Source organism: Blautia sp. SC05B48, assembly GCF_005848555.1.
Classification (GTDB): Bacteria; Bacillota; Clostridia; order Lachnospirales; family Lachnospiraceae; genus Blautia_A.
In genome coordinates this window covers 2,342,928-2,360,670 of sequence record NZ_CP040518.1, presented here as the reverse complement: position 1 = coordinate 2,360,670, position 17,743 = coordinate 2,342,928, and the positions used below count along the sequence as shown (strand labels likewise).

General features: G+C 45.2%; 14 protein-coding genes and 4 tRNA genes. All 18 read right to left on the bottom strand.

Going from position 1 to position 17,743, the window contains the following annotated elements; all coding sequences use genetic code 11:
• Position 1: 1 nt before the first annotated feature.
• A complete protein-coding gene (locus EYS05_RS10885; RefSeq protein ID WP_138277155.1) occupies positions 2-1,024 on the bottom strand; it encodes a lysylphosphatidylglycerol synthase transmembrane domain-containing protein in 1,023 nt (340 codons plus the stop codon).
• Entirely contained in the window at positions 1,024-1,722 is a 699-nt protein-coding gene (locus EYS05_RS10880; protein ID WP_118513125.1) for a phosphatase PAP2 family protein, read from the bottom strand. The genes EYS05_RS10885 and EYS05_RS10880 overlap by 1 nt, the downstream gene beginning before the upstream one ends.
• Before the next feature lie 325 nt (positions 1,723-2,047).
• Positions 2,048-2,695 (bottom strand): L-rhamnose mutarotase, encoded by a 648-nt coding sequence (locus EYS05_RS10875; protein ID WP_138277154.1) that lies wholly within the window; start codon positions 2,693-2,695, stop codon positions 2,048-2,050.
• A gap of 193 nt (positions 2,696-2,888) precedes the next feature.
• On the bottom strand, positions 2,889-4,076 hold the full coding sequence (locus EYS05_RS10870) for a S41 family peptidase (protein ID WP_138277153.1): 1,188 nt from the start codon (positions 4,074-4,076) through the stop codon (positions 2,889-2,891).
• 135 nt (positions 4,077-4,211) lie between these two features.
• Complete coding sequence (gene ftsX, locus EYS05_RS10865; RefSeq protein ID WP_015526973.1) at positions 4,212-5,117, bottom strand: permease-like cell division protein FtsX; 906 nt, start codon at positions 5,115-5,117, stop codon at positions 4,212-4,214.
• Positions 5,107-5,790 (bottom strand): cell division ATP-binding protein FtsE, encoded by a 684-nt coding sequence (gene ftsE / locus EYS05_RS10860; RefSeq protein WP_015526972.1) that lies wholly within the window; start codon positions 5,788-5,790, stop codon positions 5,107-5,109. The genes ftsX and ftsE overlap by 11 nt, the downstream gene beginning before the upstream one ends.
• A 489-nt stretch (positions 5,791-6,279) precedes the next feature.
• The gene (locus EYS05_RS10855; protein WP_138277152.1) at positions 6,280-7,371 is read right to left on the bottom strand and encodes a PucR family transcriptional regulator; all 1,092 of its coding nucleotides are present in this window, start codon (positions 7,369-7,371) and stop codon (positions 6,280-6,282) included.
• A 136-nt stretch (positions 7,372-7,507) separates the two neighbouring features.
• Complete coding sequence (locus tag EYS05_RS10850; RefSeq protein ID WP_118513030.1) at positions 7,508-8,377, bottom strand: YitT family protein; 870 nt, start codon at positions 8,375-8,377, stop codon at positions 7,508-7,510.
• A 191-nt stretch (positions 8,378-8,568) separates the two neighbouring features.
• A complete protein-coding gene (locus tag EYS05_RS10845; RefSeq protein WP_021650789.1) occupies positions 8,569-8,943 on the bottom strand; it encodes a PqqD family protein in 375 nt (124 codons plus the stop codon).
• Positions 8,943-10,841, bottom strand: a complete 1,899-nt coding sequence (locus EYS05_RS10840) for an OPT family oligopeptide transporter (RefSeq protein WP_118513029.1) — start codon at positions 10,839-10,841, stop codon at positions 8,943-8,945. Before EYS05_RS10840 ends, EYS05_RS10845 begins: the two co-directional genes overlap by 1 nt.
• 218 nt (positions 10,842-11,059) lie before the next feature.
• On the bottom strand, positions 11,060-12,859 hold the full coding sequence (locus EYS05_RS10835; RefSeq protein ID WP_173753849.1) for a nitric oxide reductase activation protein: 1,800 nt from the start codon (positions 12,857-12,859) through the stop codon (positions 11,060-11,062).
• The gene (locus tag EYS05_RS10830; protein ID WP_138277151.1) at positions 12,852-13,769 is read right to left on the bottom strand and encodes an AAA family ATPase; all 918 of its coding nucleotides are present in this window, start codon (positions 13,767-13,769) and stop codon (positions 12,852-12,854) included. Before EYS05_RS10830 ends, EYS05_RS10835 begins: the two co-directional genes overlap by 8 nt.
• A 203-nt stretch (positions 13,770-13,972) precedes the next feature.
• Entirely contained in the window at positions 13,973-16,090 is a 2,118-nt protein-coding gene (locus EYS05_RS10825) for a glutamine synthetase III family protein (protein ID WP_138277150.1), read from the bottom strand.
• A gap of 93 nt (positions 16,091-16,183) precedes the next feature.
• The gene (locus EYS05_RS10820; RefSeq protein WP_138277149.1) at positions 16,184-17,149 is read right to left on the bottom strand and encodes a diacylglycerol/lipid kinase family protein; all 966 of its coding nucleotides are present in this window, start codon (positions 17,147-17,149) and stop codon (positions 16,184-16,186) included.
• Positions 17,150-17,328: 179 nt separating this feature from the next.
• A tRNA-Met gene (locus EYS05_RS10815) sits at positions 17,329-17,402 on the bottom strand.
• A gap of 16 nt (positions 17,403-17,418) precedes the next feature.
• Positions 17,419-17,491, bottom strand: a tRNA-Val gene (locus EYS05_RS10810).
• Between the two features lie 7 nt (positions 17,492-17,498).
• A tRNA-Met gene (locus EYS05_RS10805) sits at positions 17,499-17,572 on the bottom strand.
• A 17-nt stretch (positions 17,573-17,589) separates the two neighbouring features.
• Positions 17,590-17,662: transfer RNA gene (locus tag EYS05_RS10800), tRNA-Val, on the bottom strand.
• Between the last annotated feature and the right edge of the window lie 81 nt (positions 17,663-17,743).

The window sequence follows — 17,743 nt, the reverse complement described above, 5'->3', positions numbered from 1 at the left end:
TTCAGGATTCCTTTTTTCCGATAGTGAGCTGAGCCACCGCAGTAAACACCGCACTGATCAGCAGCTCTCCGTAATATCCCAGTCCTCTGCTAAGTACCATTCCCGGAAGCAGCAGGCCACCGAATACCGAACTGAAAATGGTAAGGAATAAAGTCTCACTGATTCCCATTCCTCCCGGAAGCGGCAGCATATCCACAGATACCGATATCACTGCCTGGAGAAAAAGGATATCCCAGAAACCGGTTCCATGGAGTCCAAAAGCCTGATATACAAACCAGGTTACTGCAAACAGTGCCATACGCTGGATAAAAGTGATCCCTATTACTTTAGCGATCACCAACGGATTATTCTTCAGATACGCCGCAGTATTTCGGTAAGTATCCATGGAAGCTTCCAGTTTTTTCAGCCGTCCCTCTTTTTTCCTCATCAGATGAAACCGTTCCAGAAGCTTCATTCCCTTCACCAGGATCGCTTTTGCAAAAAGCGGATGAAATACCAGAATGGTCATAAAAGTGACACAGAAGATATTCAGCATCAGTCCCAGATAAAACACCGGCAGGATTCCTTCCAGATATCTGTGAAGAAATCCTCTTCCGAAAATCGCGATTCCAATACCGATCACCACAAGCACTAGCTTATAGGTGATCGTCACGATCATCAGTATCACCGTTGACACCGGAATGGAAATCTTCTCTTTTTTCATATAGTAGATCTGCATGGGCTGTCCGCCGCTGGCGGATGGTGTGATACAGCTGAAAAAGAATCCTACAGACGAAAACAGAAAACAGGTCCTTTTTTTCAGATGGATCCCACTGGAACGCATCATATACCAGATAATGATGGATTCTCCCCAGATAAAAAATGCTACCAGTGCAATTCCCGGAAGCAGCCACCGTTTATCTGCCCTGTGTATGGCATCCATCATGAAAGACAGGTCTTCTCCGTGAAAAACACCGTAGATGGTCAGGGCAAAAACTGCTGCCAGGAACACCCCGTTAAATATGATCTTTTTTCTGTTCTTCATCACTTGCCACCTTCTGTATATCTGTTGATCTTCTTTTCAATTTTAGTTCCAAACCGTTCATAAATATGCCAGAGTTCTGTTTTCTGTCCCAGAATAAAGCATACCTGAGCCAGGATCACACCACCTGCTACATCCACAAGTACATGCTGCTTGGTAAAAATGGTAGACAGAAAAACCAGCACAGCCAGTGTAAACGATACCCCCTTATACCATGTCGGAATTCTTTTCTGATCTTTGATCCCCAGAAAACAGAACCAGCTTACCAGACAATGGATAGATGGAAACAGGTTATCTGCCGCATCAATGGAATACAGCCAGCCGGCCAGCAGATCCCAGATTCCGTTTCCTTCGATCATCGGTCTTGTATTGGTAGTGGGATATGCCAGAAATATGATCAGACACACACAACGGGATATAATATCCGCAGTAAAAAAACGGTAAACCTGTTCCCGCTCCTGCCTTGCCGCTAGAATATAATTCACTGCCCAGAATACATAACAGCCAAAATAGATAATCAAAAACTGCGGCACAAATGGGAGCCGCAGATCAAGATTACTTTCTATATTGTGATGGTACCAACCGCCTGCGATCGCCCTTGAACCGGAATATACAAGACAGTTAAATACAAATGAAAAAACAAGGGGAAAAAGCCCGTACGCAGGTACGATCCCTATTACATATTTCCAAAAACGTTTCATAAATTCACGCCTCATTATTTTATTGATATCAGGAATAAAACATATTCTTCTCCTGCTAACATCTGCTAGTCACAGTATAACAGTCGGGGCGTATGGTTTCAACTAAATATGGAAAGTTTAAGAATTGTTAAGATTTGAGTTCAGTTATTTTTTCTTTTTTGTTCATACTTTTTTCAGAATGACGTCACAGAATGACCACAAAATATGAGTATATTATTAGATGTGCAAAGGGTACTACCTTTGATAACACTTTTTTCTTTTTCATACTGCCGGGGCTGCCTCCAAACAAAGCCCCGGCCTCCTTCCTTTTTAATTTCCCATTTTTTTAATTATGCCATGCAAGACGTACACTTGACGGATGTACTTCTTTTGTCATCCAGTCCACATCGTTGGTGATCCAGTCCATGATTCCGAGCTGGCGTGTCTCCCATGCGATGGTTGCCGCTCTTGCTTCCGGTGTTTCTTCCACTTCCATGGTTATGTCGATCTCATCATATCCAAAAATATATCCTCCTGCGCTCCAGATGCTGAAGTTGCTGTCCGGGCCCGGATCTATTGTTTCGCCTCTTTGTGCCACAAGTCCGTCATGACGGGCTTTATATTCTTCCTCACAGCCGTCTTTTAATTTTGTCATGAACATTCTGTGGCGGATCAGTTCTTTGTTTTCTCGCACAACACCAAAATTATGATACATCAGGCGCATGTCTTTTCCGGGAGTAGAGATCCAGGTAAAGGTATTTCCTATCTTTTCAGTCAATGCTGCCTTTACTTTCTCCTCTTCCGGAGAGATCACCGCTCCGTCTGCATTTTCGTAATATCCGAATACAAGGTCTGCCGCATTCCAGATGCTGAAATTATGGATGCCGTTACGGTCAAGATATGCAGTAAGCTCCGGCCAGATCTCGCCTAAGATCTTACGGTAATCATTCATTTTTCCTTCTTTTACTTTCATTGCAAAAGCATGTCGTTCCATTTATGCTATCCTCCTGTTTTGATGTTCCTGTGCTATGTTTTCCACTATGAGCAGATGTAGTTCTTCTGCCCTCATATGATTTGATTCTATCACTTTCATTCTGTTTTTACAATTATGAGGACAGGATTTCCGATCACTGCCACCAGACTGATAAGCAGAATGGGTTTTCCATCCTTTCTCCCCTCCGGACGCGTCAGCTCTGTCCAATCTCTTTCAGGGCTGTCTGAAGCTGCGTGTCTTCTTTATGTGTAAGTTCTGTCCAGTCTGTGATGTCTCCGGAAAGCCCTGCTTCCACATCCGGATTGATTCCTTTTTTGTTGATATCATTGCCCTTTGGCGTAAAATATTTTGCGATAGTGATCTTTACCGCACTGCCATCGGTAAGAGAATGGATGGTCTGCACCACTCCCTTTCCATAGGTAGTTGTTCCTACAATCGTTCCAATCCCGTAGTCCTTCACCGCCCCCGCAAAGATCTCAGATGCACTGGCACTGTTTCCGTTTACCAGAACAGCCAGCGGCATGTCCAGTTCATTTTTTCCGTCGCAGGTTTCCTCTTCCTTCTTTCCATTTTTGTCCTCTGTATAGACGATCAGTCCTTCCGGAAGTATCTGGCGGAGTACGCCGCAGACTGCAGTAAGAAGACCGCCCGGATTATCACGGAGATCCACAACCAGCTTCTTCATTCCCTGATCCTTCAGATCTGCAAATGCTTTTTTATACTGCTCGCTGGTCACCTCAGAAAATTCGGAGATCCGGATATAGCCGGTGTCTTCGGAAAGCATCTCATGGGAAACGGTCTGGATCTCCACATCCCGGATCTCCACTTTGACATCCCGGGTTTTCTCTTCGTTTTCCCGCTGTATGGTCAGCATTACGGAAGCTTTCTCACTGTCACGGACCATGGCAGCAATATCGGAAGTTTCTTTGTCTGTAACATCAGCTCCATCTACTGCCTTGATCGCATCTCCCTTTTTCAGTCCTGCCTGTTCTCCAGGACCACCCTCATAAAGCTGTATGATCTTTGCCCCTCCGGTGTCATCCTTCTGAAGAACGGCACCGATCCCTACGTAGGAGCCTTCATTGGAAGTATTCAGCTCTTTATACTGTTCTGCTGTGTAATAGGTGGAGTACGGATCCTTCAGGCCGGCAAGCAGGCCAGCATAAAGCCCCTCACGCAGGCTGCTTTCGTCTTTTTCATCCAGATATTCTTCATCGATCAGTTCTTCCAGGTAATTCAGCTTCTGAACCGTTTTCACATCGGAAAGCGCATTGCCTTTCGGAAACAGTACTTTCTGATAGCTGGTAAAAACAGCGCCTGTCACAACCAGCGTTGCTGCCACTCCAATGGCTATACCTTTTTTGAATTCTTTATTTTTCATATTTTTCCTTTCTTCTGTCCCCCGCTGTGCGCCGTCCGGTTTTTGTATACCGAAAACGGCTGCCGATTTTCCGACAGCCGCTGTATATCTTATGATCACACATCATGCGGATACATAAGATTCTCTGCTATTTGGTTATACTCTGAGATGTTTTCTTGTTGTGAAAAAGCTTCCCAGAAGACCGATTCCCACACCAAGTCCAAGTCCCATGGGAACCAGACCCTCATAAATCTGCCAGATTGGAATGAAATCCACGATTCCTGTCAATACATTGAATTTTGTCAGAATAAACTCTACAGCGGAATTATACAGGAAAAACAGGCAGATCAGCGGTATCGCCGCACCGATCACACCGAGGATCATACCTTCCAGAAGGAATGGCAGTCGTACAAAAGCATCTGTAGCTCCTATGTATTTCATAATTCCGATTTCTTCCTTGCGGACAGAAATACCCATAGATACTGTATTGCTGATCAGGAATATGGAAATGATCAAAAGGATTGCGATCACGGCAATCGACACATAAGAAACCAGCTTGTTAATGGAACCAAGTGTCCTGGATGCCTGTTCAGACTGATTTACCTTCCGGACATGTTCCAGTCCCTGGATATAATTCACCAGTTCTGTCTGCTTAGTAATATCATTAAGATATACCTGATAATTGGATGAATTGGCAAGAGGGTTATCATCTTTAAATCCATCTGCCGCATCTTCATCTCCAAAATATTTCTGTTTGTATTCTTCCCATGCCTGATCTGCGGACTGATAGTCCATCCTGGCCACTTCCGGCCTGGACTGAATGGCATCGCCGATCGCCTGGATCTCTTCCTCTGAAGTGCCCTCATCAAAGAATACTGTGATCGGTACTTCTTCTTCCACCTTATGGGCAATATTACCGACGTTGTTCACGATGGAATAGAAAATGCCTACCAGAAAAATGCAGGCTGCCATCGTGATGATACATGCCAGGGAAAACATCCAGTTTCTTTTTATATTCTTAAAGCCCTGCTTCAGGGTATACCAGATCGTACTAGGCCTCATGATATCCTCCCTCTTTCTCATCGCTGATGATCTTGCCGTTGTGCATGGTGACTACTCGCTTACGCATGGCATTGACGATGTCCTTATTGTGGGTAACTACCAGAACTGTGGTTCCTCTGTCATTGATCTGCTCCATCAGAGCCATGATCTCTTCAGAGGTTTTCGGATCCAGGTTTCCGGTCGGCTCATCTGCCAGAAGGATGTCAGGGCGGTTTACCAGTGCTCTGGCAAGAGCAACTCTCTGCTGCTCACCACCGGAAAGCTCATCCGGGTATGCCTTATACTTTCCTGCAAGTCCTACCTCCTGGAGAACCTCCGGCACACGTTTGCGTATCACACGGGTAGGTCTTCCTATGACACGCTGCGCAAATGCTACATTCTCATATACATTACGGTCTTTTAAAAGACGGAAATCCTGAAATACTACCCCAAGCTTTCTGCGATACTTGGCAACGCGTCTGTGTTTCATCTTCTCCAGACGTTCCCCGCTGACTGTGATCGTTCCGCTGGTAGAATCCAGTTCTTTCATCAGAAGCTTGATCAGTGTGGATTTACCGGAGCCACTGCTTCCTACTACAAATACGAATTCCCCTTTATCAACATGTAAGTTCGCATGATTCACAGCCGGAAGACCCGGGCCGTAAGATTTGCTCACATCTACAAGATCGATCATATATATCCTCCTCTATATTATAAAAGCATAATTTTCTTAATTTTTTTGTAACATTATTGTAATATATTTTCTGTTTAAATGCAAGAATAAATTTCCCGGGCCCTACAACTGTTACTGTTCACGTTACTGTTCACTCCGTTCTCAGTAATGCGCTTCACGGAATATTACCAGTGAACAGTAATCAACAGCCCTCTCCAAATTATTTATTTTAACGTAAAAATACCAAAATTACAATAGCGTCATGGATGTTATTCTGTGAAGTTCATGTGAATTCGTTACTGTTCACTCCGTTCTCAGTAACACACTTCGTGAATGCTTCCAAACAGGAGGGACATTTACACAATATTCCATGATGAAAAACGCTCATACAAAAACTGCCGCCTATTCCGGGAATGAATAAGCGGCAGTTTAAAAGTTCTATAGCAGTCCTCGTAAATAATGCATTTAAGACAGTTCAGCAGAGTGTGAAATCCTGCATTCTGCATGCTATTAATACTCTAATGTCTCCATATATTTCATATATCGAACAGCCATCAGCGCGATCTTAAATGTAATGGCATCCTCAAACACTCTCAGATCAAGGCCTGTACTCTTCTGGAGTTTATCCAGACGATATACCAGCGTATTTCTGTGGATATACAGCTGACGTGAAGTTTCAGATACGTTCAGACTGTTCTCAAAGAATTTATCGATGGTGACAAGTGTCTCCTCATCGAAATCATCCGGAGATTTGTTATCAAAGATCTCGCGGATAAACATCTTACACATAGGAATAGGCAGCTGATAGATCAGTCGTCCGATTCCAAGTGAGCTGTATGCGATAACTTCCCTGTCTCCGAAGAAGATCTTACCTACATCAAGGGCCATACGCGCTTCCTTGTAGGAACGTGAAACTTCTTTCAACTCATTGACAATGGTACCGTATGCCATGTGGACATCCTCACCATCTTTATTCAGATCCAGAGTATCCATAATAGTATGAGCCAGCTTATCCATCTCCGGATAGCCCTCTCCCTCTTCCAGTTCCTTGACAATAATGATGCTCTTCTCATCAACAGCAGTGATAAAATCTCTGCTCTTTCCGCCAAAAAGGCTCTTCACGCTCTCTACAGAGCTGTGATCTTTCTCCTGGTTCAGTTCCAGGATCATAACTACACGACGGACATCTGCTTCAATATGAAGCTTCTTCGCTCTGTTGTAAATATCCACCAGAAGAAGATTATCAAGAAGAAGATTCTTGATAAAGCTGTCTTTGTCAAAACGCTCCTTGTACGCAACGATCAGATTCTGGATCTGGAAGGCTGCAAGCTTGCCTACCATATAAGTATCCTCATCATCTCCGTGGGCTACCAGGACATATTCCAACTGATAATCATCACAGACCTTAAAGTACTGAAATCCCTTGACAAGCTGGCTGTCTGCCTGGGATTCTACAAAAGCCTGGATATCTGCCGGCTGGATTTCAAAATCAGAAAAGGTAGACGCAAGTACCTTGCCGTCTGTGTCAATGACACAAAATTCCGTCCTTGATATTTCTTTAAGTCCCTCGAGCGTATTCTGTAACACCTGATTCGATATCATTCCGTTCAATCCCTTCTCACTTATGTGTATGCTTATCTTCTGTCTTTCCCTCTCTATCTACGGCTATTTTAATACAAAATCACCAAAAATGAAAGAGGAAAACTGAAAAAATTTACAAATTTTTGTTGAAATCCGCCTAATTTTTCTCTATAAAACCTTCTCCATGAACTTCTCTTGCATCGGAAACGATCACAAAAGCGTTGGGATCGATATCATCTACCATCTCTTTCAGCTTCACAATTTCCTTTTTGTTTACCACACAGAAGATGATCGTCTTCTCCTGACCCGAATACATCCCCTTGCCACAGATCCCTGTCGCTCCGCGATCCAGGTCTTCCATAATGACTCTGGCAACCTCATCCGGCTTCTCCGTGATGATAAATGTTTGTTTGGAAAACTTCAGACCTTCGATCAGACTGTCGGATACTTTTGTTACCAGATAAACCGCAATGATGGCATACAGGGCCCGCTGGATACCGAACACATACATTCCCACGATCACAATAAGCCCATCAATAAACTGCATGATCTGTGCGATGGAATAATGACTTATATACTTCTGGATCAGTGCTGCCATCATATCCGTTCCGCCTGTGGTTCCCTGTCCGAGGAAAACCATTCCGATGCCGATTCCCAGGATTACGCCACCGTATACAGCAGCCAGAAGAAGATCATCTCCCGCAATATTCCACACCGGCTGAATGGCAAGCCAGGTTGAGAGGGAGATCTCACCGACCAGAGCTTTTTTTACAAAGGAAAAGCCTTTGATCCGCCATCCCAGAAAAAACAGCGGGATGTTCAGCGTGATGTTGGTAAGCCACAGCGGAACTCCGCCATCTATGATTCCACCGGTCCAGTGCTTCACCAGGATCGCAATACCGGAAAAGCCGCCTGTTACCAGCCCGGTTGCATCAAAAACGGAATTGATGGCAAGTGCCATCAGCCCGGTTCCTACTATGATCAGAAGATAATCCAGATACCAGTTCTTTTTTTCCACAAGACTCATAAAGTGCTCCTTTCATTTTTTACAGCGATTCTCAAAATTTCTGTCATGAAATGTCCGCAATATTTCCATTCCACTGTAAAAATCCCGGAAATGCTATAGTATCATACGACAACTGCATCAGTTTCCCGTACTGACGTGTCATAAAAAGAACGGGACCGTACACTATTCTGCGTCCGTTCCCGTTCTCCATGCTATTTCTCTGTCTTTTTATTTATAAAATGAACAAATTCATAGCTTTCCATTATCTGAAAGTATTTTACGATTCTCGGATAAAGCGGTTCTGCCTTATCTCCGAAATGTTCTTTCACCAGCAGGGCAAGCTCCTGCACGGTTTTGGCTCCATCGATCTCAGGCCAGATAAAAGTTCCCATTTCATCAAGATGAACCTTGGAAAACCTTGGCTTGCCAAAAACCTTCTGCGCGATGGTATTGAACATACCCTTATTCTCTATCTCAAGAATGATCCGCTGCTTCAGGTCCCGGTGCCACCGGATCGACTGGTTTGTTTCCGGGATCAGATCAAGATAGTTGATATCCTGTTTCTTATCCTTTTTGTTTTTTCTCATCAGGCTTTCTTCTTTCTCCAGATAGAGAATTTAAGCAGTGACAGGATCATGATGATCATCAGCACAACACCGCCGATATTTCCAAGGCTTACAACGCCGGACATATCAAGACTGATACCGACAACTGCAAAGATCGCAAGAAGAATTCCAACAAGACCCTCGCCGGCGATCATACCAGCACAGTACAGGGTACCATCTGTAGCCTGAGCTGTCTTGGTTTTTTCGTCAACGCCTTTTCTGCGGTCAAGTAATCCACGAACGATACCACCGATCATGATAGTTGCGTTCAGGTAGATCGGAAGGTAAAGACCGATTGCGAAAGGCATTACCGGGATACGGAGGATCTCAAGGCAGATTGCAAGGAATACACCTACAAATACAAGTCCCCATGGAAGGTTTCCACCCATGATTCCCTCAACGATCATCTTCATAAGCTGAGCCTGCGGAGCAGGGATCTCTGCTGTACCGTAGCCCCATGCTGCATTCAGAAGATACAGAACACCGCCAATAGCAAGACCTGAAACAACAACACCGAGCATCTCGCCCATCTGCTGCTTCTTAGGTGTAGCACCAAGAAGGTATCCTGTCTTAAGGTCCTGAGAGGTATCACCGGCAATTGCTGCGATGATACAGATAACAGAACCAACAGCGATTGCTGCTGTCATTCCGTCGATACCTGTTTTACCGGAGCTCTTGATCGCAAATGTGGCGATCAGAAGAGTAGCGATAGCCATACCGGAAACCGGGTTGTTGGAGCTTCCTACAAGACCTACCATACGGGAAGATACTGTTGCAAAGAAGAATCCAAAAACTACGATGATAAATGCACCAAGAAGAGTCACCGGGATTGCCGGAACGATCCAGATGATAAATACCATTGCAACAATACCGAGAAGGATGAACTGCATCGGAAGATCCTGTGCTGTTCTCTCTGTGCTTGTGTTCTTGCTTCCCTTCATGCTCTTCATGGAGTCACGGAAGGTTGTAACGATCAGCGGCAGGGATTTGATCAGAGAAATGATACCACCTGTTGCGATGGCACCTGCGCCGATATACTTAACATAAGTAGACCAGATTGCTGCTGCTCCGCCGTTTGCGTAAAGCTGGGCAATTGTTGTTCCCTCTGCTGCCGGGTACATCCATGTGTCAGGTCCGAACAGGCAGATCAGCGGGATGATGACCATCCAGCCAATAAGAGAACCTGTAAACATGTATGATGCGATCTTCGGTCCTACGATATAACCAACACCGAGAAGTGCCGGATAAACCTCCATACCGATCTCACCCTTGAAGGATTTAAATGCTGCTGAAACATCTGCCGGAAGAAGCTTCAGTCCATCAACAACAAATTTGAAGATAGCAGCAAGTCCCATACCGGAGAATACTGTGGAAGCATTGGCTCCTCCTTCCTCACCGGCAAGAAGAACGTCTGCACAGGCAGTTCCTTCCGGATAGAGAAGAGTTGCATGCTCCTTAACGATGAGGGCATTACGAAGGGGCACCATAAAAAGTACACCAAGGATACCACCGCAAAGTGCGATCAGAGTGATCTCAACGATGCCTGGCTTGTCTGAAAGTCCTTCCTCTGCCCAGAGGAACAGTGCAGGCATGGTGAAGATAGCACCTGCTGCAAGAGACTCACCGGCTGAGCCGATGGTCTGGACCATATTGCTCTCCAGAATGGAGTTTCTACGAAGAATCACGCGGATAACACCCATGGAGATAACTGCCGCCGGAATGGAGGCAGATACTGTCATACCAACACGAAGGCCAAGGTAAGCATTGGCTGCACCGAAGATGACAGCAAGGATACATCCCATGATCACAGATGTAACTGTGAGCTCCGGAGTGACTTTCTCCGCAGGAATGTAAGGTTTGAACTCTGTGTTTTTGTTCATATTTCCTCTCCCTTTATCTATTAAATTAGTAACGTAATATAGTATAGCAAATTCCGCATTATTTTGCAAGGAATTATATCTGAGATATTATATATAATTTACAATTTTCTGTATAATTATAAGCAAATAATTGGTCACTATGCAGCTTGTATGCTAACATAGTGACCTTATTCCTTTCAATTGAATATTATATATTTTTAAAAAAATGCTTTTTTTTTTCAGTTGTCCGCCTCCAGCTGTTTTGTCAGATATCGTCCTACGATCTTCGAGAAATTTCCGATATCACGGATATAGGCAAAATCCTTTCCAAAAATCTTCTTTTCCGCCGGAAGATCCTTCTCTTCGCCTGCAAATACCCCCAGAACACTGACGCCCTGGCTCCGAAGACGCCGCACCTCTGATGCAGTATCTGAAATGGCATATTTTCCCTGGTAAGGGGCCGGATTCTTTGCATTGGGACGGTTTATGATCACATCGTAGGGGCGTCCGTCACTTAAGATGATCAGGATCTTTTTTTCCTCTTCTCTCTGCAAAAGACTGTATCCCGCTGCTTTTATGGCAAGCCCGTCCCGATTGTTGGAGGAAGTCACATAATTGAAAATATCCTCATCTGCCGAAACCGGATCATCATATTCCCGGAACCTGTGCAGGATCGTATGATCCCAGAATGTGCAGTAGCTCATAACCCGATGAGGGATGTCCACATTGCTCAGGGCAGAACTGATCATATAAGCCTGCAGTGCCACATCTCCCTGTCGGCTCATCTGTGAACCACTGGCATCGATCAGTATATCCACCACAAAATCCGTATTGTCTCCACGAAGAATCCTCTTGAAAAGATTTGCCTCACAGCTTCTGCCTATACGCCACAGCCTGGAAGGAACGATAGTTCCACGGTCTGATAGGACTTCCTGGTTTTCACTTCGGATCACCAGTGCTTTTTTCAGGAGTTCAGTCAATATGGCAATATTTCGTTTTGCAATTCTGTGCTTGTCATGATAGGTCCATATGTTCTTATTACGCAGACGCTTTGCATACTGGTACTGATAATTATCACGAACCGGATTTTTCAGGATTCCTTCTGTAAAATACAGGCTGCAGTCTCCGTGTATTCCCCGGCACATAAGATGGTTCATTCTTTTTTCTTCTGCAGGTGTGAGATAGGTTTTTCCAAAATTCAGTTCCACATAGGTATGAGCTTTCTGAAGAGCTTCCTCTGAAATCACCGTGATCTTGTTTTTCACCTTACGTTTTTCTTCCATATCCTGTGTCAGCGAGGAATCTTCAATATCTGTCATCCGGTCTGTGAGCTTTTCCACATAATTTTCCAGGGCTTCCTCATACATCTCTTCATTAAGGTAGTCTTCCCAGCCAAATTCCGTCAGTTCTTCCAGGGTCACCGCCATTACCCGTTCAAGGGAACCGTTTTTCTTCTCAAAGTCCGGATCGATGACCGTATTATAGAGGCTGTCGATGATCCGAATCAGTTCCATGGTGTCTCCGCTTTCTGCGCAGGCATAGATCTGATCCCGGAATGCAGACAGTTTTTTCTCCAGAGGCTGTACGCTTCCTGTAAGTACATCACGGAATACTGCAATTTTCAGCCTGTCTAACAGCTTATCGTAGGAAGGCAGGGTTTCATATTCCTGATCCAGAATATCTTCCAGAGCTTTTTTTCTCATGCGGCGAACCCCCGGGCGCTCTTCGCAGATCCGCTCTCCCACTGCCGCTTCAATACAGAGCTGTGTCAGCCCGGTCAGCTCCGTCTCAGATGCATCCAGATAGATTTTTTTTACAAGATAAAGACCAAGAAGATTTTTGTCAAAATATCTGGCAAAAGCACCCTGTTTGATTCCATCGTAAAGAGCAATCTCTTTTGAGCGGAGAAACAGCGATACATCCGGCTTCACATCCAGGGTATAATCGCCGCTTACCGTCCAGAGGAGATTACGGATCCGATTTTCCAGCTCCATCTTGTAATCTTCTATAGAAAGTTCTTCTGTCAGATCTTTATGCATAGACATCGTCCTTTGTCCATTCTTCCGGGATCCTTGTACGGACTACATCGTCCACGATCTCCTTTTCAAAAATATCGAAGGTTTTGTTCACCACACCCATCTGCACTGCTGCCAGGGGAGAAAGTCCTGCACGAACAATCTTCATGGCAGCCAGAAGTCCTCGAAGATCCAGCGCTTTTGTAGAGATCTCGCTGTTTACGGATTTCTTCTGAAGATCCATAAATACACCGATAAACTGTTCCACTGCCTTTTCCTTTGCTTCCGGGAACATTTTGCGGAAAATAAATCCCAGGGTTTCTTCTGTCTGCGCTGGCATATCGATCACCAGGAAACGAGAAACAAGAGCTTCGTTCAGCTCCTTTGTTCCTGCATATCCGTAGTTCATGGTTCCGATAAAACGTGCCGCAGGATGAAGGTCGATCCGGTCATAGCCCGGAACATCAATGGAGCGGCGATAGTCCAGAGTTGCATGAAGGACAGAGACCGCATCGTTCTTTGCCATATTGATCTCATCCAGAATACCGAAGCCACCATACTCGGCACACTGATAGATGCTCCCTTTTCGGAGGCAGACTTCATTGTTTACAAAGGTATCCGTTCCGATCAGGTCTCCGCTGTTTGTATTGACATGGAAAGATACATTGTAAACCGGGCGGCCAAAAGCATATGCCAGATTTTCTGCCAGGATATTTTTTCCCGTGGCCTTTGGGCCTGCAAGAAGAAGATTTTCTCCTTCCAGAAGTCCTGCAATGGACATTTCCAGGATTTCTTTTCCGTAGAACGGTATGGATGGTCTGGAAACTCTGGCTGCAGCCCCCTCATCAACGTTATAATTTTTTCGAAATTCCTCAATGCCGTGGATCAGGTTTTCGGAAACGTTCTGTTCTTTTAAAAATTCTAATTCTATCATATATACTTACTCCTGAATCTGATTGAATGCCGCAGATATCCTCATCCGCAGTTATTATATGATCCTATGACGGACAACAGCTTACAGATTCTTTCTCCGCCAGGTAAAAACGGGACAGATCTTACATCTGTCCCGTCATTTGATATCAAAGATGCCGCTTCACCCAGGGAACATCTCTTATTTCCTGTATTTTATTTAACCGATCATACCTCAAAGATCAGATCACCGTAGGATGGCATCGGCCACATATCTTTATCTACGATCATCTCAAGCTCATCTACAGGTTTTCTTAAAGCCTGCATTGCCGGTACCACGCTCTCTCTGAAGAATACAGCACGGTCACGTCCCTCTTCATGGGATTCCGACTCAGCGATCAGTCCGGAAAGCTTATCCATAGCTGTCTTGGTCTCAGCAAGAAGTGCGGAGGATTTTTCCAGAAGACTTGTCTGTACACTGACATCAAGTGCTGCGCTCACTGCCTTCACAGAATTGATGGACTCTGCAAGAACTGTTGTGTAACGGATCACTGCAGGGATGATCTGCTTGGTAGCAATATCCACCATGGTCTTGGCCTCAATATTGATAGCCTTTGCATAGCCTTCATACTGGATTTCTGCTCTGGACTCAAGCTCTGCTCTTGTAAATACATTAAAGGATTCAAAAAGCTTCACAGCCTTGTCTGTAGTCAGTGCAGGAATGGCATCTACCATGGACGGAAGAATCGGAAGTCCACGTCTCTTTGCCTCTGCCTCCCACTCCGGTGCATATCCGTTTCCGTTGAATACAATACGCTGATGCTGGATCGCATACTCCTTGATCAGGTCATGTACTGCAGTATCAAAATCGTCTGCTGCTTCCAGACGGTCGCATACATCGCGGAATACTTCTGCTGCAATCGTGTTCAGAACTACGTTGCACTCGGAAATGGAATCACGGGAACCAACCATACGGAACTCAAATTTGTTTCCTGTGAACGCAAACGGTGATGTTCTGTTTCGATCTGTAGCATCCTTCATGAAATCCGGAAGTGTCTTAACACCGGTATCCAGGATCTCGCCGGTCTTACTGTGTGTGGCGGTACCTGTGCTGATCAGCTGCTCCAGAACATCCTGAAGCTGCTCACCAAGGAATACGGAGATAACTGCCGGCGGTGCCTCGTTTCCTCCGAGACGTTCATCGTTTCCAACGTCTGCTGCAGACTCTCTCAGAAGATCTGCATGCTCATCAACGGCTTTCAGGATACAGGTGAGAACAAGAAGGAACTGGATATTTTCATGAGGAGTTTTTCCCGGCTCAAGAAGGTTGATCCCGTCATCCGTTGTCAGGGACCAGTTGTTGTGCTTACCGGAACCGTTAACTCCTGCAAACGGTTTCTCATGAAGCAGGCAGCGCATACCATGACGGCTGGCAACTTTTTTGAGGATGCGCATCATGATCTGGTTGTGATCTGCTGCAATATTTACCGGTGCGTAGATCGGTGCCAGCTCATGCTGTGCAGGTGCAACCTCGTTGTGCTGTGTCTTGGCTGTTACACCCAGTTTCCAGCACTCCTCGTTGACTTCTTTCATATATGCGGAGATTCTCTGACGGATAGTTCCGAAATAATGGTCATCCATCTCCTGTCCCTTAGGAGGCATGGCGCCGAAAAGAGTTCTTCCTGTGTAGATCAGGTCTTTTCTCTGGAGCCATTTCTGCTTGTCAACCAGGAAATATTCCTGCTCAGCTCCAACGGAAGGAGTTACTTTTTTGGAAGTTGTATTTCCGAAAAGTCGAAGAAGTCGAAGTGCCTGTGTATTAACCGCTTCCATAGAACGGAGAAGCGGTGTTTTCTGATCAAGCGCCTCTCCTGTGTAGGAGCAGAATGCTGTAGGGATACATAAGATCCCGCCGGCTGCGTCATGACGTACAAAGGCAGGTGATGTGCAATCCCATGTTGTATAGCCTCTTGCCTCGAATGTTGCACGAAGTCCTCCGGATGGGAATGAGGATGCATCCGGCTCACCCTTGATCAGCTCCTTACCTGAAAAGCTTAAGAGTACCTTGCCGTCCTCTCTTGGCGCTGTGACAAATGCGTCATGTTTCTCGGCAGTAACACCTGTCAGCGGCTGAAACCAGTGACAATAATGAGTAGCACCTTTCTCAATAGCCCATTCCTTCATCTCATGTGCAACCACATCAGCGATCTCCATGGACAGCTCCTTACCCTCTTCTATTGTCTTTTTCAGTTCGCGGTATACCTTCTTCGGCAAACGGTCCTGCATAACAGAATCGTTAAATACATCGCAGCCAAAGATTTCCTTTACGTTGATATAATCTCCCATTTCTTCCTCCTTTTCGTTCCTGTATATCCAGTCTTTCTTATGAGGAAAGACATTTTCACCTCTGTATGATCACCTTATCTCCGGATACTCGGATCATTCTTCGCTCTTCTGGGTGATCTCCTTGATCTCCTGCATTTTCTGGTTCAGCCGGCTTTTTTTCTGTTTCTTGCTGCTGGTAAGATAAAGGTTCATGGCCTCATGAAGATTATCGATTTCCACACGGGTCTGGTCTCCTCCGAACTCTCCGTCCAGCGTCCACGGAACAGCCTCCTCTGACTCGATCACAACATGCGCAGACTTAAAAGAATAGATCAGATCTGTATTATCCTCTGCAGTAAGAAGCGCAGTCATGATCTCCTGAAGCTCCAGCGGATTCTTCGGATTGGTGATCAGTGTCACCTCAAACAGTCCGTCATTCATATCCACGTTTTTTCCGGTAAGATTCTTAAATCCACCTACAGATCTGGAATTGCTGATCATACCGTAGATAAAATCATTCTCCACAGTCAGCTCATCGGAAGTTACCTTCAGATGATAGGATTTCACCTCAAAAAGCTGTTTCATTCCTTCCAGCACATAGGCAACATGTCCCAGGATATTTTTCAGATCCTGGTCCGTCTCATAGGAAACATTGGTAAACAGTCCAAACGCAGCCACATAGGCAAATGTCTGGTTATTAAATTTACCGATGTCACAGTGATAGATCTGCTCCTCCATGATCATGGAGGCAGCTACAGTCATACTCTTCGGCATAAACAGACTGTTGGCAAAATCATTGGTGCTTCCTGCAGGGATATACCCGATCGGTGTCTGGCTGCCCACTTCCACGATTCCGGTAACCACCTCATCCAGTGTACCGTCACCTCCGCTGCAGGCGATCAGATCCACCTGATCTGCATATTCCTTCACCTGTTCATAAGCATCCTTCGGTCCCTGCGTGGCACGGATGATCACTTCGTAACCACCTTTATTAAAGATATCCACAATGTCCAGCAGATGCATCTTGATTCTTCCTTTTCCTGCTTTGGGGTTGAAAACAAAAAGCATTCTTTTTTTCATTATACAATCCTCATTTCCCGAAATGATTCGTTATGTCTATTCTTTTACTATGATAAAAAAAACGATGTAAAATGTCAATCTTAACTTTTCACATCTGGTCTTACCACAGGCAACCGGAATTTTATAACAAAAAAAGCCCGAAAACCCAATAAAATTGAATCTTCAGACCTTTTGTTAAGTAGCGAGAGGGGGATTCGAACCCTCGACACCACGGGTATGAACCGTGTGCTCTAGCCAACTGAGCTATCTCGCCATATTCTTTTGTAACATGGGACCTATAGGGCTCGAACCTATGACCCTCTGCTTGTAAGGCAGATGCTCTCCCAGCTGAGCTAAGATCCCATATAAATAGCGAGAGGGGGATTCGAACCCTCGACACCACGGGTATGAACCGTGTGCTCTAGCCAACTGAGCTATCTCGCCATATCTTTTTTGTAACATGGGACCTATAGGGCTCGAACCTATGACCCTCTGCTTGTAAGGCAGATGCTCTCCCAGCTGAGCTAAGATCCCATAACAAACGCTTGTCTTAAGAACTCTTCCGTTCCGCAACTCGCTTTGCTATTATATAATGGTTTATGACTTGTGTCAACA

Bases quoted from the DNA above. Each gene is read 5' to 3' on its own strand.
- EYS05_RS10870 (WP_138277153.1), bottom strand. From the start codon at position 4,076: ATGAAAAATAAAGAATTCAAAAAAGGTATAGCCATTGGAGTGGCAGCA.
- EYS05_RS10845 (WP_021650789.1), bottom strand. From the start codon at position 8,943: ATGAGAAAAAACAAAAAGGATAAGAAACAGGATATCAACTATCTTGAT.
- EYS05_RS10855 (WP_138277152.1), bottom strand. From the start codon at position 7,371: ATGATATCGAATCAGGTGTTACAGAATACGCTCGAGGGACTTAAAGAA.
- EYS05_RS10820 (WP_138277149.1), bottom strand. From the start codon at position 17,149: ATGAAAAAAAGAATGCTTTTTGTTTTCAACCCCAAAGCAGGAAAAGGA.
- EYS05_RS10830 (WP_138277151.1), bottom strand. From the start codon at position 13,769: ATGATAGAATTAGAATTTTTAAAAGAACAGAACGTTTCCGAAAACCTG.
- ftsX (WP_015526973.1), bottom strand. From the start codon at position 5,117: ATGAGGCCTAGTACGATCTGGTATACCCTGAAGCAGGGCTTTAAGAAT.
- EYS05_RS10885 (WP_138277155.1), bottom strand. From the start codon at position 1,024: ATGAAGAACAGAAAAAAGATCATATTTAACGGGGTGTTCCTGGCAGCA.
- EYS05_RS10875 (WP_138277154.1), bottom strand. From the start codon at position 2,695: ATGGAACGACATGCTTTTGCAATGAAAGTAAAAGAAGGAAAAATGAAT.
- EYS05_RS10840 (WP_118513029.1), bottom strand. From the start codon at position 10,841: ATGAACAAAAACACAGAGTTCAAACCTTACATTCCTGCGGAGAAAGTC.
- EYS05_RS10835 (WP_173753849.1), bottom strand. From the start codon at position 12,859: ATGCATAAAGATCTGACAGAAGAACTTTCTATAGAAGATTACAAGATG.
- EYS05_RS10850 (WP_118513030.1), bottom strand. From the start codon at position 8,377: ATGAGTCTTGTGGAAAAAAAGAACTGGTATCTGGATTATCTTCTGATC.
- EYS05_RS10825 (WP_138277150.1), bottom strand. From the start codon at position 16,090: ATGGGAGATTATATCAACGTAAAGGAAATCTTTGGCTGCGATGTATTT.
- ftsE (WP_015526972.1), bottom strand. From the start codon at position 5,790: ATGATCGATCTTGTAGATGTGAGCAAATCTTACGGCCCGGGTCTTCCG.
- EYS05_RS10880 (WP_118513125.1), bottom strand. From the start codon at position 1,722: ATGAAACGTTTTTGGAAATATGTAATAGGGATCGTACCTGCGTACGGG.